The following is a 24,550-nucleotide window of genomic DNA, read 5'->3' as shown; positions in this document are numbered from 1 at the left end:
TCCGCCATATTAGAGGAACCCGCACAGTGTTGCGGGTTTTTTTATGGATAAAATATATCCACCAAAAAAGGCCTCGCTGCAAAGCAAGGCTTTTTTCTTTATATCTGACTGAAAGCAATTGTGATCTCATCCTGTCTCGTTATTGTAAGTAGACTTCTATTGAAAAGAATGATTGCGCTGTCGTGCCTTGTTCATATAAAACTGATAAAAACGTTGCAACATGTTTAAGCTGGTGAAAAAACGAATGTAAATATACCGGCGGGAGGCTCGATAAATGGCATCGTTTGCTAAACTTCAGGGTATGTCAGTTAAACGATTACTAATCGTTCATCTACTAATTTAACTGTATAACTATGTGTTAATTCGCGATCGCCTTGGTCGTTTGTGGTATTTGCACGTCTTAATAAAAATAAATGGGGATAATATGCAGGCAATGTCTACGCTCAACTTGAGGGATGGTTCTGTTGAGCAAAAGCGGGAAGAGGTTAAAGCTTATTTTCTTGATTCTTTTAATACCTACGAGGCTTTATTTTCCTGTCTTAATGGTGACGACGCCTTTTATGCGCGCCCTGAAAAGCTTCGCCACCCACTGATTTTTTATTTTGGTCACACCGCTACGTTTTTTATCAATAAACTGGTTTTAGCAAAAGCCATTAGCCAGCGGATTAACCCTAAGTTTGAGTCGTTATTTGCCATTGGCGTTGACGAAATGAGTTGGGATGACTTAAACGATGAAAACTATCATTGGCCTGCTGTAAGCGACGTTGCTGAATACCGAAATAAAGTGCGCGCGTTGGTATGCTACTTAATAGACAAACTAGAATTTACGATGCCCATAGATTGGGAAAGCCCCATGTGGCCTATTGTCATGGGCATTGAACATGAGCGCATTCATTTAGAAACATCGTCGGTGTTAATTCGCCAATTACCGCTTTCTATGGTAAGTGCATCTAGCGCCTGGCCTGTGTGCCCAAACTGTACATTTGCCGAGAGTGAACTGCCGCAAAATAGCTTAGTTCCAGTGAAAGCAGGGCATGTGGATGCGACTAAATCGTGGGACTCGGCCTATTATGGTTGGGACAATGAATATGGTGAACACCAAGCCCAGGTTAATGAATTCAAAGCCGCCAAGTTTCTGGTGTCGAACGGGGAGTTTCTTGACTTCGTTGAAGAGGGGGGCTATCAAAACCCTGACTACTGGGAAGAGGAAGGCAATCGATGGCGCGAGTATACCAAGGCGAGCCATCCTGTGTTTTGGCGTAAAGCCGACAAGGGTTATGTTTACAGAAGCATGCTTTCTGAAATGCCTCTACCGTTAGATTGGCCTGTTGATGTGAATTATCACGAAGCAAAAGCATTTTGTAATTACAAAAGTGAAAAAACAGGCCAATTGATTCGTTTACCTACCGAAAACGAATGGTTTCGCTTACGTGATTTTAGCGGTGTAAACCAACCGGTATATTCCAGTGAGTTTAATATTGCATTGAGTCAGTATGCGTCTAGCGAGCCTGTCACGAAACATAAATCCGGTGAATTTTATGATGTTGTGGGTAACGTTTGGCAGTGGACGGAAACGCCCATTTATCCCTTTGATGGATTTAAGGTGCATCCGCTATATGATGACTTCACAACGCCAACCTTCGACAATAAACATAATTTAATTAAAGGTGGCAGTTGGATCTCAACGGGTAATGAAGCTATGAAGCATAGCCGTTATGCATTCAGACGGCACTTTTTTCAACATGCAGGCTTTCGCTACGTACAAGCTGAAAGCCTCATTCAAGTTAATGATTTAGACTATGAAAGCGACACTCAAGTGTCTCAATACAGTGAATTTCACTATGGTGATGAATACTATGGTGTGCAAAACTTTGCAAAGGCGAGCGCCGAATTTTGCATCGACGCTATGGCACAACGTCCCGCACAAAAAGCATTAGACTTAGGCTGTGCGGTAGGGCGCTCTAGTTTTGAGTTAGCGAAACATTTTGCTCATGTTGATGGTATCGATTTTTCAGCCCGTTTTATTAAAACGGCGTTTACCATGCAAGAGCAAGGTGAAATTCGTTATCACCTCATAGAAGAAGGTGAACTCACTGCATTTAAAGCCAGAAAACTGTCGGCGTTGGGCTTAGACAATACGGCAAACAAGGTGGCGTTTGCCCAAGGTGATGCGTGTAATTTGAAACCCCAGTACACAGGTTACGACTTAATTTTTATGGGTAACCTTATCGACCGAGTCTATAGCCCTCGTAAAGTATTAGAAGACATGAGCCATAGGCTTAACAGAGGCGGCTTATTGATTATTGCTAGCCCGTTTACTTGGTTAGAAGAATACACAGAGCGTTCTGAATGGCTAGGGGGGTATAAAGACGAAAATGGTGAAACCTTGAGTTCAACCCAAGCATTAGAAGATGCACTGGCGAAAGATTTTGTGCGGGTTAAAGCAGCACAGGAGATTCCGTTTGTTATCCGCGAAACTAAGCGTAAATTTCAGCATACGCTGTCTGAATTTAATGTATTCGAAAAGAAGTAACGGTGTAGCGTGATAAGTTGAACCCATTAGGGTTAAAAAAGCATTGGGAAAACCATGGGACGACATTCAAAAATGGGCCTGACTGAAGCCAAGCAGCCACGTTCGCTGCTAAGTAAAATGGATGCTTCGTATCACGCCGCATCGGGTAAGAACTCCCCTATGGCCAATGTATCAAACGGACAGGCGGGCCAAGCATGTTGGCACGCCCAGTGGACGGCGCCTTCATTACATGAAGGGGGTGATCATACTTGCAATGCGCCCATGGCTAAAGATAACCTTGCGCATACGCGAACGAAGTTTCTTTCTCAGCAAACGGGTGAGTCGACAACGCCGGTGGATCCCTTAGGCATGGGGATCGCCGATATAGACTGTCCGCCACCAGGGGTTATTGGCAAGCGCTTGGCAGCTGCACTTTCATCACATTACGGCTATCACGACATTCATCACGCCACGGCGAATGCGGTATCTCACTGGTTTAAGCCTCAAGGCACACAGCATAGAGAGACCAATTCTCCGGTAAGCCCACATTCTGTGGTGGGTGTTGCCAGTGTGGTGAGTGCGGTGGATGTGGCGTTAAAAACATTCTGTCAGCCTGGCGACAGTATCATGATCCTGACTCCCACCTATGGGCCGCTAAAAGCCTGTATTGCCCTAAATGGAATGCAAGCCCACGACATTGCGATATCAACAAACAGTAAGGCAGCGCATTCCATTAATCTGAATGCATTGTGTGAAACCGCATCGGCCATGGTGCTATGCCACCCTAACAACCCAACGGGGACGGTATTATCTGAGCAATGCCAAGAGGAAATTGTGACGTTTTGTCATCAACATAATATTTTGTTGGTGACAGACGAAGTGCATAGTGAATTTGGGTTTTCGAGCCCGTATCGGCCTGCTTCAGTGCCACTATTTGGCAGTAAAAGTCGCCTGCGAGACCGCTGTAACATTATTCATATTAACAGTGTTTCAAAAGCATTTAACTTGGCCGCCGTTCCAGGGGCTTCATATGCCATCGTGCCTAACCTGGATAGTAAACAGCAGTTTGCCCAGGCTATTAAAGCCCGCCATCTTGAGGCGAGCTTTTTATCTCAGCTTGCACTTATTGCGGCCTATAAAGACGGGGGAGCGTGGTTAAACGCCCTGCGTCACAGTATTGATTACAATCGCCAGTTTGTTGATTTTTATTTTAATTATCATAGTTTACACCCTGATTATACCCTAGGCCAAGCAGGGTATTTTTTATGGTTAAATTTAGAGTCAAAGGACGCATCCCGCTACACTTGCACCGCCGCCGCGCGCAGTTTTCAAGCCTGTTTAGACCGTGGAGTAATGGGCACTGACGGTCAATCTTTCGGTGCCCCGGGATTTATTCGACTTAATTTAGCCTGCCATCCTCGTGTTATTGAGCAAGCGTTAGATCGCATCTTCTTTAACCGCTTTTAGCTTGCGTGTGTTTTATACCTCGCTTACCTGTGATCGGCGCCATTCTATTTAATAGAACAGTAATCAAGCTTTTATGAAATTTAATCCAAGTTATTGCGAAACTATAATGCGCATATTGGCGAATAGATTTAGTGCGATTCACCGTTTGAAAAACGCGCACGCAGAGTGGAGCAACTTACATGGTTTACATGAGAAAGGCAGAAGAAAGGGGCAAGGTTAATTTAGGTTGGTTGAATAGCAACCATAGCTTTTCCTTTGGACATTATTACGATGTTAACCACATGGGCTTTTCCGTGCTTAGGGTGATTAACGACGATGTGGTTCAGCCCGGTAGAGGCTTTGACACCCACGGCCACAAAGACATGGAAATTGTGTCTTATGTTGTGAAAGGTGCATTGAAGCACAAAGATAGTGCTGGCAATGAATACCAAGTGCCAGCGGGAGACATTCAAGTGATGAGTGCGGGCAGGGGAATTATGCACTCAGAATACAATGCTTCTGACACAGAGGAAGTCAATTTTTTGCAGATTTGGATTCTACCGAATCAAAAAGGGGGCGCACCTACCTACGGGCAAAGGGCGCTGGCGCTAAGGGGGGAAACAAATCCATTATCGTCTAGGACGCTAACGCCTGACATGCCACTACCCCGCACAACAGAAGCGCATCAAGACGAACATGGTGCGAATGCTAACGTTGCTGCACGCCAACGTCAGCTGCTAGTGTCTGCAGATGGCCGTCAGGGCTCGTTGCCCATAAAGCAAGACGCCAGTATTAGCAGCATTCACCTTTCTGACGGCGAACAATTTACCTTGCATACCGGGCCCAGAAAGGGCTATTTGCATATTGTTCGCGGTACGCTAATGGCCAATATAAAAAGCGAATTACAGGGCATTTCATTGCGTCAGGGCGATGGCTTGGGCATATATATGAACGACCGTTTACAACTGGACAGTCAGGGTGAAGCTTTGGCCTTGTGGTTCGATTTGCCCAATATCTAAACCTAAGTAAATAAGTTAGTACAATTTCGTTGAGGGCAAATCTCCGGTAAACGCTTCACCTTAACGTATCTCGTGGTATGATGAAGGCAACTTGGACTTAATTGTTGAACGTTTTTCTTTTAACAGCAATCGCCTGCGGCTATTTTGCTGGAACGTTTATTGCAAAGTTTATGCAATATACTGCGACGTTAAAGCCAGCATTAAGTACACGTGTAATAAGAACAGAAGTCAGTGAGATACTAGTGTGATTAAAATTATCCTAGCAGATGACCATGATTTGGTCAGAACAGGGATCCGCCGGATTTTGGAAGACGAAAGTGAATTCTCCGTAATAGCCGAAGCTAAAAACGGTGAAGAGGCGGTACAGTTGTGCCGTAAAAACGCACCAGATGTGGTACTCATGGATGTAAATATGCCCGGCATTGGCGGGTTAGAAGCAACTAAACGCATTGTCCGTATGTCTGAAAACACGCGGGTGGTTTGTGTGTCTATGGTGAAAGAAAGCCCCATACCCATGCAGGTAATGAACGCAGGGGCGTTTGGCTTTTTAACTAAAGATGCCGAGCCTGAGGAAGTCATTCGTGCGATATATAAAGTGGCCGCAGGTCAAAAGTATCTCGATAACGAAATTGCTCATAGCATTGCAATTGACAAATTATCTCCAAGTTCAGAAAACCCGTTTAATGAACTTTCTTCACGTGAACTCAGTATTGCATTAAGACTCACTAAAGGGCAGCGGGTGCCAGATATTGCAAACGAACTTAGTATTAACGCAAAAACAGTGAACACCTATCGTTATCGCATGTTCGATAAGTTAGGCGTAACCACAGATGTTGAACTTACTCACCTAGCGCTGCGCCACAAACTCATTGATTCTAATTTACTTTAATAGATGTCTACGTTTGATTCAGCAGCATTCTTAAAAAATTTAACGTCTCAGCCTGGCGTGTACCGAATGTACAACGCCCAGGATGAAGTTATTTATGTCGGTAAGGCCAAAAACTTAAAAAAACGGGTATCCAGTTACTTCAGGATAAACGTGGATAACGCCAAAACACGTTCATTGGTTAGCCAAATTGCGAAAATGGACGTCACGGTGGTTAACAGCGAAACCGAAGCCTTCTTGCTAGAAAATAACTTCATTAAAAAGTACAAGCCTCGCTATAACGTAGTGATGCGAGATGATAAGTCATACCCTTTCATTTTTTTATCTGATCACGAACACCCTCGGCTTTCATTCCACCGAGGGCCGCAAAAGAAAAAGGGGGAGTATTTTGGCCCCTATCCAAGCGCTTGGGGGGTAAGAGAAAGCCTGCGCTCAATGCAGAAAATTTTTCCCGTTCGTCAATGCGAAGATAGTTATTACAGAAGCAGAAGCCGCCCATGTTTGCAGTATCAAATGCAGCGGTGCAGCGCCCCCTGTGTGGAAGGCTATGTATCTAACGAAGAATATGCTGACCAGGTGGCACTGGCCAAGTTATTCCTCAAAGGAAAGAACCAGCAGGTGATAGGTACCTTGGTTGAGAAAATGGAATCTGCCAGTGAGCAGCTTAATTTTGAAGCGGCAGCCAGATATAGAGACCAAATTAATGCATTGAGAAAAGTGCAGGAACGCCAATGGGTAGCGGGAACCCAAGACGAAATGGATGTATTTGGGTTTGCGGTAAAAGGCAATATGGCGTGTATTCAAGTGATGTTTATTCGCGATAGCCAATTGCTGGGGAGTAAAGCGTTTTTTCCTAAAGTGCCCTCTACCGCCGACGAACAAGAAATTTTTGAATCATTCTTCTTACAGTTTTATCTCGCTGGCAATAAGGTTATTCCAAAGCAAATAGTCCTTCCCCGAGAATTAACCGATGATTCAGCCATAGCCACCTTGCTCAGTGAAGAAGCAAAGTACCGAGTGACCTTTTTTAAAGGGGCTAGGGAAGAAAAGCGACGTTATCTTCAGTTGGCGCAAGCCAATGCTGAAACGGCGCTAGAAAGTCAGTACAGCGCCCAAAAATCGGTTTTTGCTCGTTATATCGACTTAGAAACGGCGCTAGAACTCGAAAACCCCATACAGCGCATGGAGTGTTTTGATATTAGCCATACATCAGGGCAACAAACCGTGGCGTCCTGTGTGGTGTTTAATAGAGAAGGGCCGTTAAAAAGTGATTTTCGCCGGTATAATATTGAAGGTATTACGCCTGGCGATGATTACGCAGCTATGGCGCAGGCGCTGAAGCGACGATACAAATCGGTTAAAGAAGTACAAAAAATACCGGATTTGCTACTCATTGATGGAGGAAAAGGGCAGCTAGCGCAAGCAGAAGCCTTTTTCGAAGATTGGCCTCATGATAAGAAACCGATGTTATTAGGTGTGGCGAAAGGCACCACACGAAAACCTGGATTAGAAACCTTGATCTTGGCGGGTAATCACGATGTGGTATCCATGGATCCGCATGCGCCCGGCCTTCATTTAGTTCAACATATACGTGATGAGTCCCACCGTTTTGCAATTACAGGGCATAGAAATAGACGACAGAAAGTTAAAACCACGTCTAGCCTTGAGAGCATTCCTGGTATTGGAGCAAAACGTAGACAGACCTTGTTGAAATATATGGGGGGGTTACAAGGCCTTAAAAAAGCCAGTAAACAAGAAATTGCGGGTGTACCCGGTATCAGCCAAGACTTGGCAGAGACTATTTACGACCATTTACATCAATAACACACAAGCTTCCGCGCATTTTTTTGTGACATGGGGTAATGTGTGTGAAAACTAAAGCGATAACGCTGCGCTAAATCGCCAGTCATTGGCAAACATTGAGATTTTTTTATGTGGACTGTTCCAAATATCATTACTTTATTTAGAGTAATTCTGATACCCGTATTCGTAACTGTGTATTTTTTAGATTGGCGTTGGGCGCATGAAGCCGGCGCATTTATATTTTGGTTAGCGGCTATTACCGACTGGTTTGATGGCTACCTCGCAAGAAAATTACAACAGAGCACCCCCTTCGGTGCATTCCTCGACCCCGTTGCCGATAAGCTAATTGTAGGCGCTGCGTTATTAATGATTACCCACAGCTACGCAAATTTGTGGATTACCTTACCCTCAATTGCATTACTCGTAAGAGAAATTTATGTTTCTGCGTTACGGGAATGGATGGGGCAAAACGGTGTGCGCGAAGCGGTAAAGGTGTCGTTCATAGGAAAAGCGAAAACAACTGCTCAAATGTTAGCCTTAATCGGCCTGTTGTCAGGACTAGAAACCTTCATGGGCTTTACCATTTACTGGGTCACACTTGGTTATATTCTTCTTTATATTGCTGCACTGTTGTCTTTATGGTCAATGTTGGTGTACACAAAAGCAGCATGGCCACATTTAGGTGGCAACGCAATTAAACCAAATTGATCGCGTTATAATCAAAATGAATAAAAATAAGGCAAACGAACAAAAAAATGCAAATTTTCCTTAATTTTCACTGTTTTTCGTATTGACAGTTTGGCGGGTACAGGTAGAATGCACCCCACATTTCGAGAGGACATCACCGAAACGAAATGTAAGATTTAAGAGTGCGGGAATAGCTCAGTTGGTAGAGCACGACCTTGCCAAGGTCGGGGTCGCGAGTTCGAATCTCGTTTCCCGCTCCAAAATCTAAAGTGCAATAGCTAGTAGGGCGGAATGGCAGAATGGCTATGCAGCGGATTGCAAATCCGTGGATCTCGGTTCGACTCCGGGTTCCGCCTCCATAAGCTGCCTTGCAGCATCAGGTTCTACGCCTGACACCTTTGCTGAAAAGCAACCCGATGCCCGGGTGGTGAAATTGGTAGACACAAGGGATTTAAAATCCCTCGCTGGTAACAGCGTGCCGGTTCAAGTCCGGCCCCGGGCACCATTTCTATATTTCAATAAGTTCTAAGAGACCAATTAAGACAGTTAATTCAATGATTTAACTATATTTTGCGTCTATACATGTCTTAATTCGACTTGTTAAGTCTACGAATTTTAGTAACACTGAACGTAACAACAACGAAATGTTACAAAAACGGTGTTACAAAAACATGCCCAGGAACGTAACTGCCTTAAGCGCAACCCAAGTAAAACAAGCAAAGCCTAAAGAAACGGAATACAACCTATCAGATGGAAAGGGGCTTGCTTTACGCATCAAACCAAATGGCTCTAAGCTTTGGATATTCAACTATTCCAAACCTCACACTAAAAAGCGAAGTAATATCGGAATAGGCAGTTATCCCGATGTTTCTCTTGCAGATGCCCGAGAGCATCGCGAAGCGTTTAGGAAGCTGCTAGCAAAGGGTATCGACCCTAAAGAACATAAAGATCACGAAAAAGAAAAGGCTTTGCTTTCAGCTTCGCAAACTTTCGAGAATGTTTCTAAACAGTGGTTTGATGTTCATGCTAGTAAAGTATCAGAGGGAACACTCAAAAACATAAAGCGCTCATTTACCAACGATGTTTTCCCACTAGTGGGTAGAGTACCTATTGAGCAATTAACAGCGCCAAAAGCAATACAAGTAATAAACGCTATAGTGGGTCGAAATAGCCATGAAATAGCGCGCAAGGTTGCTAGGCGCATGAATAGCGTAATGACCTACGCTGTTAATGCTGGCATTATCCACCACAATCCACTAATAGGTATTAAAGAATTAATACCTTCGACAAAAGTAAAGCACCAACCCGCGCTGAAACCCGAAGAACTACCTGATCTCGTTAAAGCCTTAAAGTATTCGTCTGCAAAAATAACTACGCGGTGTTTGATTGAGTTCCAGTTGCACACAATGGTGCGCCCAGGTGAAGCCGCCGAAGCGAAATGGTCTGAAATAGACTTTTCTCAATCTGTTTGGGCCATACCCGCCGAACGTATGAAAATGGACAGGCCGCACCTAGTACCGCTTACCCCCCAGGTATTAGAAATTCTCGAATTAATGAAGCCGCTAAGCTTTCATCGAAAGTATATTTTTCCTTCTCATATAGACCCCAAAAAACCAGCGAATAAGCAATCAGCTAATAAAGCGTTGCGCGATATGGGGTTTCGTGGCCGCTTAGTTGCGCATGGTATGAGAGCATTAGCTAGCACCACACTAAACGAGGAGGGCTTTGATCATGATGTTATTGAAGCAGCGCTAGCACACAAAGACGAAAACGAAGTAAGGGCAGCATACAACCGTGCTCAATATCTCGACCGCCGCCGATCGATGATGGAATGGTGGTCAAATAAAATAGGAGAAAACTCATGAGACAGAGCTTCATAAAAAAGCTAGAAGATATGCCAGGTTGGTTCAATCATGATAACTACGCAATATTCGATGACTTTTCATTTGAAGAGTTATACAAGGAAATTCAATCAAGAATATCGATAGATCTAGCGTTGGATTTTTTTGCTGAAAATAGCCGTGATTCAGATTATAAGTCAATCGAAGAACATGGCGCTTTTGAATGGCAAGCTTACAATTCAATTCTGTCTGGTTCTCCAACGCTATCAAGAGTATCCCCTGACAATGGTGAAAACTTTGAATGCTACAATTTAATAGACCACTTAATTGATAGGCAGTTATCTTCTTATCATAAGTATGGTGTAAGAATGATGGGAGCCGGAGAGTTGCGCCACCTTAACGGTAAACTAGACGAAAAGTTCGGGCCCGGTGAATATGTCGAAGATTTCAACATGGAATTATTGGATTTTAAAAGATTTCATTTACCTTTGGCACATTTATTAGGTGAGTCTGATGTGTGCAAGTATAGTCAAGTTCCTATCGTATTTGATTTAGAAAGCTTTACGGACAAGGAAATATTGGCTGGCGTGAAAGATTTACTATCAGTCATGAGGAAACAACTTTCCATTGCTGAGCCAAGTAAGAGTAGAGTCTGGGTATCTGATAGAGATAAAATACTGGAATACAAAGTTTTGCAAACATTAGACCTGCGCCTATGGCAGAAATACGAGGGGATTAGGATAAAAAAAAGCGTCTTAATTGTTGCTCTATATCCCAACGGTGAAAGAGGGGAAGTCGAATTCGATGCAACAGTAAACCCGTTCATTAAGAAGTTGACTTCTGAAAATGTGATTTTACCCACAAAATAAAAGTAAATATTCTTACTAGTAAAAATAAATTTTATTTCTCTAGCTAAACTTAGCTATCAATTAGGAACAAAATCACCTTAGTCAATTGAGACATACTAAGACAGGTGATTTATGACAACTCCAAACTATAAGATTATTCGTTTTGATGAAGCTGCCCAAATGGTTGGAAAAGGACGCTCAACTTTATGGCATGAAATCAAAGAGCGCCGTTTCATCCCCCCTTTAAGCTTAGGTTCTCGTTCTTCTGGCTTCATTGAATCAGAGGTCCAAGCAATGATTGCCGCTCGAGCAGTCGGCTTTAATAACGACCAAATTTCCGAATTGGTAGATAAATTACTCATTGAGCGTGAAGTGCAAGCGAAGCGCCTTCTAGAAGCCGTAGCGGCTTAGGGGGCGTGAATGAGTATCATCAACACAAAGAAGCGCCCACCAAGCACAGATACCCGCGGTATACCCAAGCGCGCTAATCAGACTTTCAGTTTTATCTTCTTCTTTAAATTTTCATGTATCAAGTGAGGTATTTATGGAAATCAAACGAAGCCCTTTCATTACAAGCAAAGAAGTAGCGCGCTATCTTGCTATTAACGAAAACAACGTAAGGCGATCTAGAAGTGATGGTGTGTTATTGGGGAACCCTGCGCCTCCACATTACAAAATGGGACATGTTATTCGCTATCGCGCAGACGAAGTAAAGGAATGGGCTGAAAATTTGCGCGTTGGGAGGCTCAATGAAAACACTACCGCCTAAGCCAGTGATGAAGCATGAAGCTATACAACGAATTAGCATGTATGCCGACAAGTACAACAAAGGCGAAGAAATAAACTTAGCAGATTTTTTCGCAACAATGACTTTGTATGCTTTAGGTGCAGATGAATCAGAGGTGTTGCATTTGATTCGGGTAAACATGCTCGAAGTGATAACAGAATTTAAACCCCGTAGAACGCTAGACGCATAGGAGCTGTTATGAATAAGCAAAAAAAAGCTGCCCCCAAGGACAGCTTAAACAACATCAACACAAGAACATCGCAATCTCAGTCTAATCAAACTAAGCCACCTTTCAAGGTTGAATTAGCCCTTTACGCAATACTACACAAAGGAGCACAAGGCATAACACAACCCGAAGCGTTTAACGTTTATCGTGAGTCTTGTTTGCATACAACGATTAGTAGCCTAAAAAATGAAAGGGGAATTGGCTTTGTTTCCGAACCTGATTTTGAAACGGTAGTTCATTTCTATCAAAAGCCATTTAACCGTTATTGGTTGGCAACTGATGAAGACAGGGTAATGGCCCTTAAGCTTTTAAATGCTTATCGATCTAATCGTGGTCTTCCTAAAATCAATTTCGAAGCCTGGCACAAACCAGACAGTAAAGCGGCGTAACCATTAGGTTACCCGTTTTAGGGTAATTATTTACCTCTTTAGGGGTAAGTGTGCCGGGGGAGGTTATGGCAAAAAGTAAAACAAGACCTTTTGCTGGTATTCCTAACAGAGTAATGGAACACCCGGATTTTCACGCTTTGAGTGCTAATTCGGTTCGCCTATTACTCTGGTTTGCATATCAGTACAAAGGAAACAATAACGGTAAGTTGTGCGCGGTTCATTCACAGCTCTGTGATAAGGGTTTTAAGTCAAAATCAACCTTAAGCGCAGCATTGAGAGAGTTACAAGCTGGGCGCTTTATAGAGTTGAGTAAGGGTTCCGGCTTAGGTAAGAACGGCCGCACCCCGAATTACTACGCACTGACTTATGAAAGCGTAGACGAGATAAGGGGCTTTGAAATGGATTTAAAACCAACTAACAAAGCACTTCGAACATTCATAGATGATATTGACAATAAGAGGTGTGCTTAAAAAAGCCAGGTATCAAAATCTGTACAGCAAACATCATTAGCGGTACAGATTCTGTACACTGGCTTAGATTAGCTGTACAGATTCCGTACACTGGCTATTTTTCGTTGCTTATAAAAATCAACAAGTTACAGAAAGCCGAAAACAGCACCCAGTGTACAGTTTCTGTACTCCTTAATAGTAAGCCATAGGTACAGTTATTTTGGCTGTCTCTTTATAGTAGAAATACATTGATATTTAAGGGCAAGACATCGCGCGGTCGAAAATTAGGATTTCAGCTTTCGTTCGCAAGCATCTTTTACCCACTCAGAGAAAGCCTGGTTAGTTTTGGCTCTGTCTTCATCAATTTTAGTTAGAAGATCATCCTCAAAACGAATTTGCTTTCTTGTTGAACCTAAGCGTTCAAAACTTTTTTTGTTTCTATCTTGCATTGGTACGTACCACTTGTTATGTTTATATGGCACGTACCACTATACATCAACGAACAGAACCAAACAACGGAGCGATACCATGACAACAATGATCAATAAAGCATTAGATCTACAAGATAAAGTAAGTGCGAATATGAAAAAGGCATCTTCAATTCTGCATGCTATGAGAACGCTTCATAGTGAAGACTGTGGAATGAATGATGAAATTACAGGTAATTTGCTATGGGCTGCATCTGATTTAATTGACGAAGCAGTGCAAGCGGAGGATGATTTTCTAAACGAGCAAAAGGAAAAAAACCTTTGGGTTGAACATCAACAAGTGCCTAACGGCAGCAACCAAATAAAAGCTGTGAAATAAAGTTCCCCCCACAACTACTAAAAAGAGACCTAACCAATGAAGCATGTAGCGAAAATTGAAGTTTCAAAAGCATTCGCGAAAGTAGAGGAACTAAGTAAGGCTTGCCAAAATCACTTGTTTGAAAACGCCATAGATCTTGGTAAGCATGAACTAGTTATTCACGCTCTGCTAAATGGTATTCAAGAAGCCTGCAGCGATTGGATCACACCTTTGCAAAGTGAAAGTGGTGAAGCGGTAACTATTAAACAGTTGGATACAGTAAACCGCTAAGGATTATCATGAAACCGCAAACACAAGTTAAACCAAGTGAAGGTTGTTCAATTGCCTTAGAAGCGCTTACGTCTGTTCACGAATTGGTTGATACACTCCAAACATACTTATTAGAAAGCGGTAGCATTGAACTGGAAGCGAAACACGATAGTTTCATATTAGCGCTTACCGAAAGGATTAAAAGTGAATGTAAGGGCGCACAGGAAGTCGTTATGTTGGTCGATGCCGGATAGTTCATTATCTCGGTTAAAGGCTGGTTATCAAAATAAAGTGCCAGCCTTTTTTAAATTCAAAATTCCTCGAATTCGCTTGTCATAAGCTTGTCACGGAAAAAACTTAAAACCCCACCTTTAGAAGTATAATCAACACTTTACAAACTTTTTTGGGTGTTCCAATACGGAATACACAATGCCGCCAGTGTACCGCCCGTGGAAATATGGGAAAGGGGTATAAAATAGCTTAATTACAGTAATATAGAGAAAGTTTCGGGTATTCCATTGAGGAATACACAAACAGGCCATATACAGGCCATGAAAATTTAAAATAATCATGTATTTTCTAACAAATACAATAAGTTGGCTTGTTTTTGGCGTTTTCCATAGAGGAATACGCGCAATTATCTACAAATCCCGAGATCAGTACTAAACAGTCCTTAAACAAGGATTTTCTATTTTGCCAGGCATTAACCAAAAACACCCCCCTCACCACACCAAAGAGCACAGCTTCAAAGGTTTTGCAGAGAGGTAGAGCCACACCCCAAACCATACCCAAATTATACCTCTTTTAATTCTACTCACACCAATTAGTTAACTTAGGTTAACTGATTGGTTGAATTTGACTAGTATTCAGTCGTATTCGACTGGTGACCAATCACGTGACCAACCACAAAGCGCGTTATAGTTGCCTTACAGGTCAACGATGACCAATCGTATGACCAATCAAACCACTTTGAGAGTATGTATTACAAACGTAACTATATTGAATATTTCGCTTAACTTTTGCCCGGTGGTAATGGAGCAGGGGGGCACAAGCTATAGTCAAAAGCAAAAGAGGCGCCTACTATCGTCAGCAACGTCACAAGGAGGATAAGCCAAGGGAAAACCCAATCGAAAAGATATTTATCTGAAAATATACTCTTAAGTAAAGTAAGAAAAAATACCGGCGCATATTTTAATGATAATAGGCCTATTTTTTCGCTTTTGACTTTTTGGGTGGAACTGTTGTGTTTCTTTACCTCCAATACTAGACAATAAGCCTCATTTGGCTCAATGCAATTTCTGGAAATGATAATCTCTTCAATGGCCTGATCAGTTGTGAAACCAATTTTATCGGCGGCCGCAGAAAAATCTAACTCAGTTGTGTTATGACCAAAGTACCAAGTCGGTGGTATTTTGAGTTTTGATGGGTGGCAGCTTTTAATAATTGCTTCTTGAATAGCAACCTTGTAGTTTTTTTTCTTACTAAAGTTGTCGCCTGAATCCGGGTCGTAGGGAGTCGACTTAAAGACTGACCAATACCTAAGGATTAGATAAAAGAAAATACTCCAATATAAGAAGATTAACCCGGTTTTGTTGGTTAAAACTATGCTACCAAAAGGAAGTTTAACATCGCCGCAAGCATCACCGCCCCCGATAAAAAATACTATTGTTGCCATACAGAAAACGATCAGGTTTCTGCGCTCTGGCACCGCGTCATTAAGCTGCATTATTCATCCTTGTAGTAAATATTAATGGCTGGCCTAGATTATAGATTTGAGTGTTCAAAAGCTACACTTGGAAGTTAAACGCAATCCCGCTGCAGCTGCTTGAAGTTAAGCTTATAGTTCGCGGCATTACTCATTTGCTATCTACAGTATAGAAATTACTAGGGTCGAACAGGCATGTGAATAGCTGTAGAGAAAGAAAAGGTACTTCCCGAAGGGGGTGCCCAATACGGGTAATTCGCACCCCGATTAAACTCTATTTATGAGCCATTTTAGACGCTGGTTGTTGTTTTGTTGTTAGGTTTTGTTAGGTTCTAGCGTCTGCGCATCGGGAAAGTGTATTTCGCTGCAGGCTACATGTAATAAAGGCGGTAGAAAAAATAACGTAGGTGGACTGGTGCGCGGATTTAAGAATAATTTGAAATTATAAAAGGAAAACGCAACAACCTAAGTTTTTTAAGGCTGGCGTAAATGGTTGTTATAAATTAAAAGGTGGGGTGCCGCGCAACTAAGCTACTTCGAAGGACTTTAAACAACTTCAACAACACTACTTCTTAGTCGCACGGCTTTTAAACTTTATCCGTGAATTATAGCAAGGGCAGCTTTGGCTTGTTTTACCCCTTCTTTTTTTATGAGGGTTATTGTGTATACGGCCCATGGCTTACACTGCCAATAACGGATCCAGCTTACGCCGCTTTTATGGCCCGTTCTGTTATCAACTACGATTTCGCCGGGGACATCCTCATTTTTGTCTAAAGAAAAACTTTCTAAACCATCAGACGCTTCCATAACGATTATAAAGCTAGCGCTTTTTGTCTCAAACGTTAAGTCAATTTCCTTACTATGAAACGGCTCAGGTTCAATGATTTCCATTTTGGTGCTATGGAAATGCGTTTGTCCTAACAGCTTTCTTGATTGATTAAAGGGGGTAAGAACTTTAATTGGATTTTGGTCTGGTGCTTCGTCTGTTTTGTTAATTGTTATATTCATATTTGCAATACTCTTTGTTGATGGAATCTATATTGTATTGGCTAAGAATGCTTATTAAAATCAACAAGTTTACTTGGTTTGGCTAGCTTAGAGTCTCTATTAGTCTATGATTGTCTAAAGTAATTAAGTCGCCTTTTTTATGACAAAATATTCTATAAATATAGTTATATAGGTGTTAGTTTTTATTTCCATTTGGAATATAGCTAAGTATGACTGACAACAAAGCACAAACGCTTTTAACAGATTGGGCCGCTAACTTAATTTCACCTGAGAGTTCGACAAGCTTTTACGATAAGAATGTGTTGGCCTTAGATTCTGCCAGTTATAGCAAACACGCTTTTAGGTCCGATATTCCACTTTATAAAGGGGGAACAACTCTCGATGTTTACAGGCAGTGTATATCGTGTTTACTGAAAGATCAGCTTACTGAATTGCAGCTTAAAGCCGCGTTTTTGTATTTTACGAGTTCTAGGAACAAATACGCACAAGTTGCCAGGGCGCTAAACTGTAACCCTGAAACAGTGACTACGGCTGTAGATAAAGCAATTAGGTTAGTTAAGGGCGTTTGAACAATGGGTTCGTGTTCTTGTTTGGGTATTGAACTGAGGTAAGGTGAATATGCGTTTTATAAAATTGGAAACTACAACTGGTAGGCAGTATATTAGTGTTAATCATATAGTAAGCGTGAAAGCTGAAAGCAACGGAAAGGCTATAATTAAGCTAGTCTGTAAAAGTACGATTACTGTAGATTTAACCCCTGAGCAGGTTATGAATAAGATATTTCCGTAAGGGGGATTTTTAGTAACACTAGTAGTAACACTGGCTAATTTCCTTTTTCACTAAAGCTATATTAATCAATCGCTTGTGGCTTTTATTCCATTCTGGCCCCGGGCACCATTTCTTTGTATCCCAGCTTTTTCCTAAGCGCCATAAAATCAAAATATTCAACACAGCAAACGTATTCAACCTTTTCTAGCATCAGTTATTTCAATGCTTGTTACTGCCGATCATTGACGAGGGTAGAGCACGTTTCCTTATGCGAAAAAGTACTCTGACCCCATTATTTTTTAGTTGGTACTAACGGCTGTATCGTCTTGCCATCATAAGACCTACACCTAATAGTAATAGACCTAATGATTGACTTACAGGAACGTAATAGTAGGTAATTCGCACGTCAGCTGATGCAAAGGTATCAATTAATGTAGCAAGGTTACCGCCACCATTCACCGCACTGGTCGCAACTGCTTCGAACAAAAATTGGCTTTGACCTATTCCGGTAAATAACGCCAGTAGGCTGGGTGAGCTTATTATCAAACTTTCGTAATCGTTAGTGGCTAAATTAACGAACTCCACACCTGAAGTGCCGTCGTAATCTAGATTACCATCAAAGGTCGACAAGCTATCTGTTCGTGTTGTTGAAGGCGTTGCCGTTAATGTTGTTGTTCCATCTGGCAGTTGTAGTGTGATAATGGTTGATAAAACAGCGGTAACACTCGACGCTCTTGTCGTACTTCTGTTCTCAACTTGTATAGAGCCGCTTGACCGAGCAAACAATTCAACCACGACAGATTCGAGTACACTGCCTGGGGTGTTATCGAATAAGTTAAATACTACAGGCGTGTCAAAATCTGTTTGGTCACGAGTGACTGTGAGGTCTTGCACAATAACAGCAGCATTCGCAAGAATAGGGGTTAACAGTAAAAATGTACCGCTAATAAGGCGTTTAAGCATTGATTTATACTCAAAAGTGTCTAGAGCCAAGCGATTTTGGCTGAGCGCCTATAGCATTTCTAATGCCATTTTTTATATGTATTATTTATCAGCTAGTTAGCTAATTATAATTTCATTTCTCGTACTAGAATGTAAAAACAGCTGACAGCACTTATGGGACGACTGACACTAACGTCAGTGAAGTTTACATTACCGGCATGATAATAGAGTGTGGGAATAGCTCAGTGGGTAGAGTACGATTCTCGATTCCCTACTTATTGCACTCCATCGGTTCTGCCACAAACTAGTGTTACCTTTAACTCTCGAGTTATAAAAATTAACGCTTCCATGGTTGGACCAAGCTTTTAGAAATCGGCTCCCCGAACTAGGTTTTTATGGTAATATTTGGCGACTTCAATATACATAGATACTCCCTTGTTACACAAAAACTCCGTTATGCAGCTTCGGGCTGACGAACTTGCTACTGCACAGCGTGCATTTAATGCCCGAGGCAGCAAAGTAGTGCGCTGTGAAGGCTGTTTATTACCTACAGTGAATTGTATGTGCGCCAGTAAGCCGACACCCGCTGGACAATGTGCAGTGGCGTTTATCATGTACAAAGGGGAATACTATAAGCCCACTAATACTGGCCGGCTTATCGCCGATGTTATTGCTGATAATCATGCTTTTTTATGGCATCGCACCATGCCTTGTGAACCATTATTAGCGCTATTGAACAACCCGCTTTATCAACCCATCATTGTTTTTCCGCATGAGTACGCAAGCGAAGAACGGTGTATACATCAGCCTGTGGCCGCGCCGAATAAGAAATTACTTTTTATCTTCCTTGATGGAACCTGGCGGGAAGCGCGAAAAATGTTTGGGAAGAGTCCGTACTTAGATAGTTTACCTGTGTTGGGCGTGTCACCGGATATTGCTTCAAATTACCTGTTGCGAGCGTCTACACATGAGTTTCAGCACTGTACCGCAGAAGTGGGGATTAGCGTGTTAGATCTAGCGGGCGAGACCGAATCTGCGCGTAACTTGGCACAGTATTTTAGTGTATTCAGGCATCAGTATTTAAAGGGCAAACCCCATTTAACCCATAAAATTGAATTTGCAAAAGCGCAGGTAGACCAATAGTCTGCTTGCGTCGTATTGAACTTAGCATCTATAGTGATGTTTTGATTAACCAAGGAGAAAAACATGGCATCAGTAACGTTTCAAGGTAATGCAGTGACAACCGTTGGCGAGCTGCCAGAAGTTGGCCAACCAGCGCCAGGCTTTACGCTAGTTAAAGCGGATTTAGGCGAGGTTACATTAGAAGAATTAAGCGGCAAACGTGTGATCCTTAACATTTTTCCGTCTATTGATACGGGTACATGCGCTACGTCTGTACGTAAATTTAACGAAGAAGCGTCTAAGCTAGAGAATACACAGGTTATCTGTGTGTCTGCCGATCTTCCATTTGCTGCTGGTCGCTTTTGTGGTGCCGAAGGTATTGAAAATGTCATCACAGGCTCAACGTTCCGTTCAAGCTTCGGTGAAGACTATGGCGTCACTTTCTCGTCTGCGCCACTGACTGGGCTGTTGTCTCGTAGTGTGGTTGTGATTGATGCGGATGGCAGTTTACTTTACACAGAGCAAGTTGCTGAAACTACAGAAGAACCCAATTATGAAGCAGCAATAGCTGTTCTATAAACGACACCGCCCGCAGTGAAAGCTGCGGGTTTTTAGGTATTCTCATGTCTATCCTTATAAACGCCTCGCAACTTTCATCTGAACTCCAATCTGCACCGCTTACTCTGGTGAGAGCAGTGATGGACGACCCAGTCTCCAAGCAAGCCGACAATCGTGAGGGCTTGGTGCTGCCTAATTCTGTCGATATTGATTTAGACGGGCAGGGTAGCGATCATACTACCGGATTTCCCCATAGCATGCCGTCGGCTCATGATTTTTCGTTACTATTGGGGGAAGTAGGGATAACCCATAATAGCGATGTCGTAGTTTATGATACTCGCGGTATATATAGTGCGGCGAGAGTGTGGTGGATGCTCAAAGCCATGGGGCACAAAAAAGTGCGTATTTTGGACGGTGGGCAGCCCGCGTGGGAATTGTCGGGTTTTCCAGTAGGTGAAGCTCAACCGCTAACCCATTTACACTATCAAGCCGCGCCAGAACCTAATTGGTTTGTTAATAGTTCTGCGGTTTTGCACGCGTTAGATTCCCAAACGCAGCTGTTAGATGCACGCAGTGAAGCGCGATTTTCAGGTGAAGTCGAAGAGCCAAGACAAGGGGTAAGGTCGGGGCATATGCCAGGCGCCTTCAATGTTCCTTTTGCTCAGCTTCTCGATCAGGGGAGATTTAAACGAGTAGAGGCGCTTCAACAAATTTTCGATGAAGCAAAGGTCGATCTGTCTTTACCCATGATATGCACGTGTGGTTCAGGCGTTACCGCGTGCATTGTGGGCGTTGCCGCCATACTGTGCGGCGCATCTCACATCGCTGTATACGATGGCTCATGGTCAGAATGGGGCGCTAATCAAGCGTTTCCTGTGGTTAAATAGTATTTTAACAATATGAGTAAATAAGATTAAATATGGATAACTTACCTCGGGTTGTGGTATTAACTGGGGCTGGCGTTTCGGCTGAGTCTGGAATAAATACCTTCAGAGATAGCAATGGCTTATGGGAAAATCACCGTGTGGAAGATGTGGCTACACCAGAAGGTTTCGAACGCAATCCTGCTCTAGTTTATCGATTTTATAATGCCCGTCGAGCGCAACTTCATAGTGAAGAGGTTGTTCCGAATGCCGCGCACATGGCGCTGGCGCAATTAGAAAGAGCCCTAGACGAAAACTTAATGCTGGTTACCCAGAATGTGGATAATTTGCATGAGCGAGGGGGGAGTCAACGGGTGCTGCATATGCACGGCGAACTGCTTTCTGCCCGTTGCCTATATAGTGAACAGCGCTTCGCGTGGTCTAAAAGTTTCGATGCTCACTCTGTCTGCCCCTGTTGCGGGCGTTTTTCTCTGCGCCCTGATATTGTATGGTTTGGTGAAGTCCCTATGTATATGGACACCATTTTTGACGCCCTTTCGAAGGCTGATATTTTCATTGCCGTGGGCACTTCTGGTCAAGTTTATCCTGCCGCGGGCTTTGTACAAACGGCAAAAGAGTATGGTGCGCATACCATCGAGGTAAATTTAGCGCCAACGTCGACTAACCTTTATTTTGATGAGTCGTTAACAGGTAAAGCCTCACAAACAGTACCTTTGTTAGTAGACAGAATTATTAAGCAAACCGAGACCATTTAATGCAGTATTTAAATGAATTTATTACGATCGCCTTAGTACATCTTGTGGCCGTGGCTAGCCCAGGGCCAGATTTTGCTGTGGTGGTGCGCCATAGCGTGGCATACGGGCGTCGCATTGCTATTTACACCAGTGTTGGGATTGGCTTCGCCATTTTATTACATGTCGCCTACTCCTTAGTAGGGTTAAGTGTGGTGATAGCCACTACGCCTTGGCTGTTTACTACGTTTAGTTATTTAGCCGCTGCTTATCTGGTTTATTTAGCGATTGGGGCGTTGCGTAGTGGGCCGCCAAAAGATGAAAAGGTAGATGCGCCCGCCGTTGAAAGCCAAACTATCTCTGTTAAACGCGCCCTTTGGGTGGGCTTTTTAACCAATGGATTAAACCCTAAAGCCACCTTGTTCTTCCTGTCTTTGTTTACTGCCATCATCAGTGTAGACACGCCCTTCATGGTGAAAGCGGGCTACGGTATCTATTTAGCTTTTGCGACGGGACTATGGTTTTGTTTTCTGTCTTATTTACTCAGTACTAGCAAGGTAGCTCAGCTGATTGGCAAAAAAGGGTATTGGCTAGATAGAGCAATGGGCGTATTGCTTGTAGGTTTAGCGGCAAAACTCGTGTTGGGTTAACACTCTCCATTCATGTACAATACGCCGGTTAGCCTAATTTTGTAGTAGAGGACACAGTGGCGAATAATATGATGCCTGAGAATAATGGCGATCACACAAAAACAACGTTACAACGTACCCTGGAAAAATCCCACGACTTTGATGTAAAAGCGGTGTTTTTGCGGGCCAACCAAATGACTAAGGCAAACTTTGCAACCTTAATTCAGGCCTGTATCGTGTTGGTCGTTGTCTTTGTTATAATAGGCGCTATTACACAGCCGTATATTACGGTACATGACGACGGCTCCTTTACTATACAACATCAGTCATTTATTGAAATTGCCACTGTTTTTGTGGTGTCACCGTTAATTACCGGCCTGTATATGTTGGGCTTAAGTCAGGCGCGCAATACTCCACGTACGGTCTTTGCCTTATTCGACTATATCCCTCTTATCTTCTTGTTGGCACTAACCCAGTTGGTTAACAGCATTCTTATGCAACTAGGGTTAGTGTTACTGATTATTCCAGGGTTGTATTTTTGGATGGCCACGTCTTTTTCGTTAATGTTGGTGGCAGACAAGTCACTGACTCCGCTTAAGGCCATTTTATTATCTTGTCGCGTATTTAACGCTTATTGGGGTCAAATCACTGCGCTTTTCATGATCATGGCAGTGTTGGCGATTACCATACCACTTACACTTGGGCTCTCTCTTATTTGGATCATGCCTTTGTATTTCAGCCTTATCGGCGTGTTATACGAAAAGTTAATTGGCGGAGAGCAAGTTCGCACGGAAGCTAAACCAAAGGAAAGGAACGAGTCTAGCTTCGATGCATAAACGAGAAACATTTAAAATTGTCGCCATTATGATTGTTGTATTGGCGGTTATTGTTATTAACGCGCTAATTTTTACGAAAAAGTCGCCGTCGATTTTGGATATTCCTGAAACTCAGGAAGCGAAAAAGCCGGTGCCGGATTTTTCTGTGTACACTGATGTTAAACAGAAAAAAGCGGCGTTTTTCGACTATCTTCGACCCGAAGTCGAGAAGCAAAATAGCTATATTTTGACATTACGGCATTATGTTCAAACCCTTTACCGTAAAGCAATCACAGACGAACCTTTGTCAGATGATGACATTGAAAAGCTAGACTGGTTGGAGGAAGAGTACCGGGTTAAATCGTCACAGCCGTTAAATATGCGGCTATTAGACTTACTAGACAAAATTGATATTTTACCGGTTGAGTTGGTGTTAGTGCAGGCGGCAAACGAGTCAGCATGGGGTACCAGTCGCTTCGCCCGCAAAGGGTATAACTTTTTTGGACTTTGGTGTTTTAGTAAAGGGTGTGGTTTTGTTCCAAGTAGGCGAAACGAAGGTGCCTCTCACGAAGTCGCTAAGTTTGACAGCTTGTCTCGCGCTACCTACACCTATATGCGCAACTTAAATCGCCACGACGCTTATGAAGATTTACGTGAAATAAGAAGTCGACTAAGAGCCAATCAAATTCCAATTACTGGTGTGGCCTTAGCTGAAGGATTAATGAATTACTCTGAACGTGGTGCAGCCTATGTCGACGAGTTGCAAACCATGATCAGATTTAACGAGGAATATTTAACCCAATGAAATCACTAGTTTCTTTTGTTCTCGCTGTAGGGCTTGTTTTTCCAGCGTGTGCAGAAACCATCGATGTAGAATACAGCCGTTTTTATAGCCATGTAAAAAAGCTAGATAATGAAGATACTCAGGCTCTGCAATTTGCGTTTGGTTTTCTACGCGTGGGAGAAGGGCGCCTTTGCGACATTAATCAGGCAGATATTGTTACCGATAAACAAACCATGACGTTAGACGTGAGTAAAGAGGGGCGTTTTACTGTGCCAACCGAGCGTGCGCTTAAACTTGCGAACGCCTACGTGCGTATTGATTTAAAAGAGGCGGCTAACCTGTGTGATATGTCGGTACAACTAGAAACACAGCCGTCCTATTTAAAACCCCACTATACGGTAGAAGAACTGAATTTTTTATATGCGCAGTACGAAGCATTTTTCAATGAAATGGGCAGCTTTTTGTCTTTTCTTATGCCCAGCGTTACCGGTTTAATGATTCAATTTAATGATGAGAATTTAGATTATATTACGCCAGAAGGGCTACCTATTAATAACGGCGTATTACAGCTTAACGAAGACTGGTTGAAAGACGCTAAAGGTATTACGTTACCCGAAGCGCCACTTCGTATTACTGCGTTAGCGTCAAGTTAGCA

Annotated in this window: 29 protein-coding genes and 3 tRNA genes; 28 read left to right on the top strand and 4 right to left on the bottom strand. The window is 42.8% G+C overall.

Annotated features, from left to right (window positions below; genetic code table 11):
• Positions 1-424: 424 nt before the first annotated feature.
• The 16 genes from ovoA to EP13_RS10055 all read left to right on the top strand — a co-directional run bounded on the left by ovoA (position 425) and on the right by EP13_RS10055 (position 12,914).
• Positions 425-2,533: a 5-histidylcysteine sulfoxide synthase gene (gene ovoA / locus EP13_RS10130; RefSeq protein WP_052364356.1), complete on the top strand. Its 2,109-nt coding sequence runs from the start codon at positions 425-427 to the stop codon at positions 2,531-2,533.
• A 54-nt stretch (positions 2,534-2,587) separates the two neighbouring features.
• The gene (locus tag EP13_RS10125; protein WP_081869489.1) at positions 2,588-3,979 is read left to right on the top strand and encodes an aminotransferase class I/II-fold pyridoxal phosphate-dependent enzyme; all 1,392 of its coding nucleotides are present in this window, start codon (positions 2,588-2,590) and stop codon (positions 3,977-3,979) included.
• 179 nt (positions 3,980-4,158) lie between these two features.
• The gene (locus EP13_RS10120; protein WP_044057191.1) at positions 4,159-4,977 is read left to right on the top strand and encodes a pirin family protein; all 819 of its coding nucleotides are present in this window, start codon (positions 4,159-4,161) and stop codon (positions 4,975-4,977) included.
• 244 nt (positions 4,978-5,221) lie between these two features.
• Complete coding sequence (gene uvrY / locus EP13_RS10115) at positions 5,222-5,866, top strand: UvrY/SirA/GacA family response regulator transcription factor (RefSeq protein ID WP_044057190.1); 645 nt, start codon at positions 5,222-5,224, stop codon at positions 5,864-5,866.
• 3 nt (positions 5,867-5,869) lie between these two features.
• Complete coding sequence (gene uvrC, locus EP13_RS10110) at positions 5,870-7,687, top strand: excinuclease ABC subunit UvrC (protein WP_044057189.1); 1,818 nt, start codon at positions 5,870-5,872, stop codon at positions 7,685-7,687.
• Positions 7,688-7,795: 108 nt separating this feature from the next.
• Positions 7,796-8,374: a CDP-diacylglycerol--glycerol-3-phosphate 3-phosphatidyltransferase gene (gene pgsA, locus EP13_RS10105; RefSeq protein WP_044057188.1), complete on the top strand. Its 579-nt coding sequence runs from the start codon at positions 7,796-7,798 to the stop codon at positions 8,372-8,374.
• 163 nt (positions 8,375-8,537) lie between these two features.
• Positions 8,538-8,613: transfer RNA gene (locus EP13_RS10100), tRNA-Gly, on the top strand.
• 25 nt (positions 8,614-8,638) lie between these two features.
• Positions 8,639-8,712 (top strand) — tRNA-Cys (locus EP13_RS10095).
• A 59-nt stretch (positions 8,713-8,771) separates the two neighbouring features.
• A tRNA-Leu gene (locus EP13_RS10090) sits at positions 8,772-8,858 on the top strand.
• Positions 8,859-9,024: 166 nt separating this feature from the next.
• Entirely contained in the window at positions 9,025-10,218 is a 1,194-nt protein-coding gene (locus tag EP13_RS10085; RefSeq protein WP_044057187.1) for an integrase domain-containing protein, read from the top strand.
• The gene (locus EP13_RS10080; RefSeq protein ID WP_044057186.1) at positions 10,215-11,063 is read left to right on the top strand and encodes a DUF6387 family protein; all 849 of its coding nucleotides are present in this window, start codon (positions 10,215-10,217) and stop codon (positions 11,061-11,063) included. The genes EP13_RS10085 and EP13_RS10080 overlap by 4 nt, the downstream gene beginning before the upstream one ends.
• A gap of 111 nt (positions 11,064-11,174) precedes the next feature.
• Positions 11,175-11,453 (top strand): helix-turn-helix transcriptional regulator, encoded by a 279-nt coding sequence (locus EP13_RS10075; RefSeq protein WP_044057185.1) that lies wholly within the window; start codon positions 11,175-11,177, stop codon positions 11,451-11,453.
• Positions 11,454-11,586: 133 nt separating this feature from the next.
• A complete protein-coding gene (locus EP13_RS10070) occupies positions 11,587-11,811 on the top strand; it encodes a helix-turn-helix domain-containing protein (protein ID WP_044057184.1) in 225 nt (74 codons plus the stop codon).
• Entirely contained in the window at positions 11,792-12,019 is a 228-nt protein-coding gene (locus EP13_RS10065) for a hypothetical protein (protein WP_044057183.1), read from the top strand. The genes EP13_RS10070 and EP13_RS10065 overlap by 20 nt, the downstream gene beginning before the upstream one ends.
• An 8-nt stretch (positions 12,020-12,027) precedes the next feature.
• Positions 12,028-12,444: a hypothetical protein gene (locus tag EP13_RS10060; RefSeq protein ID WP_044057182.1), complete on the top strand. Its 417-nt coding sequence runs from the start codon at positions 12,028-12,030 to the stop codon at positions 12,442-12,444.
• 65 nt (positions 12,445-12,509) lie between these two features.
• Positions 12,510-12,914, top strand: a complete 405-nt coding sequence (locus EP13_RS10055; protein WP_044058891.1) for a hypothetical protein — start codon at positions 12,510-12,512, stop codon at positions 12,912-12,914.
• Between the two features lie 263 nt (positions 12,915-13,177).
• Here the strand turns inward: EP13_RS10055 and EP13_RS19105 are convergent, their stop codons facing one another.
• Positions 13,178-13,342 carry a YlcI/YnfO family protein gene (locus EP13_RS19105; RefSeq protein ID WP_081869488.1) on the bottom strand — a complete coding sequence of 55 codons (165 nt, stop codon included), beginning with the start codon at positions 13,340-13,342 and terminating at the stop codon, positions 13,178-13,180.
• Between the two features lie 79 nt (positions 13,343-13,421).
• Here EP13_RS19105 and EP13_RS10050 point away from each other — a divergent pair, with 79 nt between their 5' ends.
• From EP13_RS10050 to EP13_RS10040, 3 genes are read left to right on the top strand one after another with little or no spacing between them, the layout of a single operon-like run.
• On the top strand, positions 13,422-13,700 hold the full coding sequence (locus tag EP13_RS10050; protein WP_044057181.1) for a hypothetical protein: 279 nt from the start codon (positions 13,422-13,424) through the stop codon (positions 13,698-13,700).
• Positions 13,701-13,736: 36 nt separating this feature from the next.
• Positions 13,737-13,970: a hypothetical protein gene (locus tag EP13_RS10045; RefSeq protein ID WP_044057180.1), complete on the top strand. Its 234-nt coding sequence runs from the start codon at positions 13,737-13,739 to the stop codon at positions 13,968-13,970.
• A gap of 8 nt (positions 13,971-13,978) precedes the next feature.
• On the top strand, positions 13,979-14,203 hold the full coding sequence (locus EP13_RS10040) for a hypothetical protein (protein ID WP_044057179.1): 225 nt from the start codon (positions 13,979-13,981) through the stop codon (positions 14,201-14,203).
• Between the two features lie 758 nt (positions 14,204-14,961).
• Here EP13_RS10040 and EP13_RS10035 read toward each other — a convergent pair.
• Together EP13_RS10035 and EP13_RS10030 are read right to left on the bottom strand one after the other, a co-directional pair.
• Positions 14,962-15,675: a hypothetical protein gene (locus EP13_RS10035; RefSeq protein WP_044057178.1), complete on the bottom strand. Its 714-nt coding sequence runs from the start codon at positions 15,673-15,675 to the stop codon at positions 14,962-14,964.
• A 573-nt stretch (positions 15,676-16,248) separates the two neighbouring features.
• On the bottom strand, positions 16,249-16,662 hold the full coding sequence (locus EP13_RS10030) for a hypothetical protein (protein ID WP_044057177.1): 414 nt from the start codon (positions 16,660-16,662) through the stop codon (positions 16,249-16,251).
• 209 nt (positions 16,663-16,871) lie between these two features.
• Here EP13_RS10030 and EP13_RS10025 point away from each other — a divergent pair, with 209 nt between their 5' ends.
• Positions 16,872-17,231: a hypothetical protein gene (locus EP13_RS10025; protein ID WP_044057176.1), complete on the top strand. Its 360-nt coding sequence runs from the start codon at positions 16,872-16,874 to the stop codon at positions 17,229-17,231.
• A 508-nt stretch (positions 17,232-17,739) separates the two neighbouring features.
• Here EP13_RS10025 and EP13_RS10020 read toward each other — a convergent pair.
• Complete coding sequence (locus EP13_RS10020; protein WP_044057175.1) at positions 17,740-18,393, bottom strand: choice-of-anchor E domain-containing protein; 654 nt, start codon at positions 18,391-18,393, stop codon at positions 17,740-17,742.
• Between the two features lie 435 nt (positions 18,394-18,828).
• Here EP13_RS10020 and EP13_RS10015 point away from each other — a divergent pair, with 435 nt between their 5' ends.
• The 8 genes from EP13_RS10015 (at position 18,829) to EP13_RS09980 (ending at position 24,548) form a co-directional block, all read left to right on the top strand.
• Positions 18,829-19,515 carry a tRNA-uridine aminocarboxypropyltransferase gene (locus tag EP13_RS10015; protein ID WP_044057174.1) on the top strand — a complete coding sequence of 229 codons (687 nt, stop codon included), beginning with the start codon at positions 18,829-18,831 and terminating at the stop codon, positions 19,513-19,515.
• A gap of 63 nt (positions 19,516-19,578) precedes the next feature.
• On the top strand, positions 19,579-20,073 hold the full coding sequence (gene tpx, locus EP13_RS10010) for a thiol peroxidase (RefSeq protein ID WP_044057173.1): 495 nt from the start codon (positions 19,579-19,581) through the stop codon (positions 20,071-20,073).
• 44 nt (positions 20,074-20,117) lie between these two features.
• The gene (locus EP13_RS10005; RefSeq protein ID WP_044057172.1) at positions 20,118-20,939 is read left to right on the top strand and encodes a sulfurtransferase; all 822 of its coding nucleotides are present in this window, start codon (positions 20,118-20,120) and stop codon (positions 20,937-20,939) included.
• Positions 20,940-20,971: 32 nt separating this feature from the next.
• Positions 20,972-21,691, top strand: a complete 720-nt coding sequence (cobB, locus tag EP13_RS10000; protein ID WP_044057171.1) for a Sir2 family NAD+-dependent deacetylase — start codon at positions 20,972-20,974, stop codon at positions 21,689-21,691.
• Positions 21,691-22,317: a LysE family translocator gene (locus EP13_RS09995; protein ID WP_044057170.1), complete on the top strand. Its 627-nt coding sequence runs from the start codon at positions 21,691-21,693 to the stop codon at positions 22,315-22,317. Before cobB ends, EP13_RS09995 begins: the two co-directional genes overlap by 1 nt.
• A gap of 56 nt (positions 22,318-22,373) precedes the next feature.
• Positions 22,374-23,132 carry a stress protein gene (locus EP13_RS09990; RefSeq protein ID WP_231497851.1) on the top strand — a complete coding sequence of 253 codons (759 nt, stop codon included), beginning with the start codon at positions 22,374-22,376 and terminating at the stop codon, positions 23,130-23,132.
• Entirely contained in the window at positions 23,125-23,916 is a 792-nt protein-coding gene (locus EP13_RS09985) for a glucosaminidase domain-containing protein (protein ID WP_044057169.1), read from the top strand. Before EP13_RS09990 ends, EP13_RS09985 begins: the two co-directional genes overlap by 8 nt.
• Positions 23,913-24,548, top strand: a complete 636-nt coding sequence (locus EP13_RS09980) for a DUF2987 domain-containing protein (protein ID WP_044057168.1) — start codon at positions 23,913-23,915, stop codon at positions 24,546-24,548. The genes EP13_RS09985 and EP13_RS09980 overlap by 4 nt, the downstream gene beginning before the upstream one ends.
• Positions 24,549-24,550: the final 2 nt, after the last annotated feature.

It is taken from the genome of Alteromonas australica (genome assembly GCF_000730385.1).
In the GTDB taxonomy this organism is placed as follows: Bacteria; Pseudomonadota; Gammaproteobacteria; order Enterobacterales; family Alteromonadaceae; genus Alteromonas; species Alteromonas australica.
Note: the sequence above shows the minus strand (reverse complement) of the source record. Positions and strands in the feature narration are given on the sequence as shown.

Bases quoted from the DNA above. Each gene is read 5' to 3' on its own strand.
- ovoA (WP_052364356.1), top strand. From the start codon at position 425: ATGCAGGCAATGTCTACGCTCAACTTGAGGGATGGTTCTGTTGAGCAA.
- EP13_RS10125 (WP_081869489.1), top strand. From the start codon at position 2,588: ATGGGACGACATTCAAAAATGGGCCTGACTGAAGCCAAGCAGCCACGT.
- EP13_RS10120 (WP_044057191.1), top strand. From the start codon at position 4,159: ATGGTTTACATGAGAAAGGCAGAAGAAAGGGGCAAGGTTAATTTAGGT.
- uvrC (WP_044057189.1), top strand. From the start codon at position 5,870: ATGTCTACGTTTGATTCAGCAGCATTCTTAAAAAATTTAACGTCTCAG.
- pgsA (WP_044057188.1), top strand. From the start codon at position 7,796: ATGTGGACTGTTCCAAATATCATTACTTTATTTAGAGTAATTCTGATA.
- EP13_RS10085 (WP_044057187.1), top strand. From the start codon at position 9,025: ATGCCCAGGAACGTAACTGCCTTAAGCGCAACCCAAGTAAAACAAGCA.
- EP13_RS10080 (WP_044057186.1), top strand. From the start codon at position 10,215: ATGAGACAGAGCTTCATAAAAAAGCTAGAAGATATGCCAGGTTGGTTC.
- EP13_RS10075 (WP_044057185.1), top strand. From the start codon at position 11,175: ATGACAACTCCAAACTATAAGATTATTCGTTTTGATGAAGCTGCCCAA.
- EP13_RS10070 (WP_044057184.1), top strand. From the start codon at position 11,587: ATGGAAATCAAACGAAGCCCTTTCATTACAAGCAAAGAAGTAGCGCGC.
- EP13_RS10065 (WP_044057183.1), top strand. From the start codon at position 11,792: ATGAAAACACTACCGCCTAAGCCAGTGATGAAGCATGAAGCTATACAA.
- EP13_RS10060 (WP_044057182.1), top strand. From the start codon at position 12,028: ATGAATAAGCAAAAAAAAGCTGCCCCCAAGGACAGCTTAAACAACATC.
- EP13_RS10055 (WP_044058891.1), top strand. From the start codon at position 12,510: ATGGCAAAAAGTAAAACAAGACCTTTTGCTGGTATTCCTAACAGAGTA.
- EP13_RS19105 (WP_081869488.1), bottom strand. From the start codon at position 13,342: ATGCAAGATAGAAACAAAAAAAGTTTTGAACGCTTAGGTTCAACAAGA.
- EP13_RS10050 (WP_044057181.1), top strand. From the start codon at position 13,422: ATGACAACAATGATCAATAAAGCATTAGATCTACAAGATAAAGTAAGT.
- EP13_RS10045 (WP_044057180.1), top strand. From the start codon at position 13,737: ATGAAGCATGTAGCGAAAATTGAAGTTTCAAAAGCATTCGCGAAAGTA.
- EP13_RS10040 (WP_044057179.1), top strand. From the start codon at position 13,979: ATGAAACCGCAAACACAAGTTAAACCAAGTGAAGGTTGTTCAATTGCC.
- EP13_RS10035 (WP_044057178.1), bottom strand. From the start codon at position 15,675: ATGCAGCTTAATGACGCGGTGCCAGAGCGCAGAAACCTGATCGTTTTC.
- EP13_RS10030 (WP_044057177.1), bottom strand. From the start codon at position 16,662: ATGAATATAACAATTAACAAAACAGACGAAGCACCAGACCAAAATCCA.
- EP13_RS10025 (WP_044057176.1), top strand. From the start codon at position 16,872: ATGACTGACAACAAAGCACAAACGCTTTTAACAGATTGGGCCGCTAAC.
- EP13_RS10020 (WP_044057175.1), bottom strand. From the start codon at position 18,393: ATGCTTAAACGCCTTATTAGCGGTACATTTTTACTGTTAACCCCTATT.
- EP13_RS10015 (WP_044057174.1), top strand. From the start codon at position 18,829: ATGCAGCTTCGGGCTGACGAACTTGCTACTGCACAGCGTGCATTTAAT.
- tpx (WP_044057173.1), top strand. From the start codon at position 19,579: ATGGCATCAGTAACGTTTCAAGGTAATGCAGTGACAACCGTTGGCGAG.
- EP13_RS10005 (WP_044057172.1), top strand. From the start codon at position 20,118: ATGTCTATCCTTATAAACGCCTCGCAACTTTCATCTGAACTCCAATCT.
- cobB (WP_044057171.1), top strand. From the start codon at position 20,972: ATGGATAACTTACCTCGGGTTGTGGTATTAACTGGGGCTGGCGTTTCG.
- EP13_RS09995 (WP_044057170.1), top strand. From the start codon at position 21,691: ATGCAGTATTTAAATGAATTTATTACGATCGCCTTAGTACATCTTGTG.
- EP13_RS09985 (WP_044057169.1), top strand. From the start codon at position 23,125: ATGCATAAACGAGAAACATTTAAAATTGTCGCCATTATGATTGTTGTA.
- EP13_RS09980 (WP_044057168.1), top strand. From the start codon at position 23,913: ATGAAATCACTAGTTTCTTTTGTTCTCGCTGTAGGGCTTGTTTTTCCA.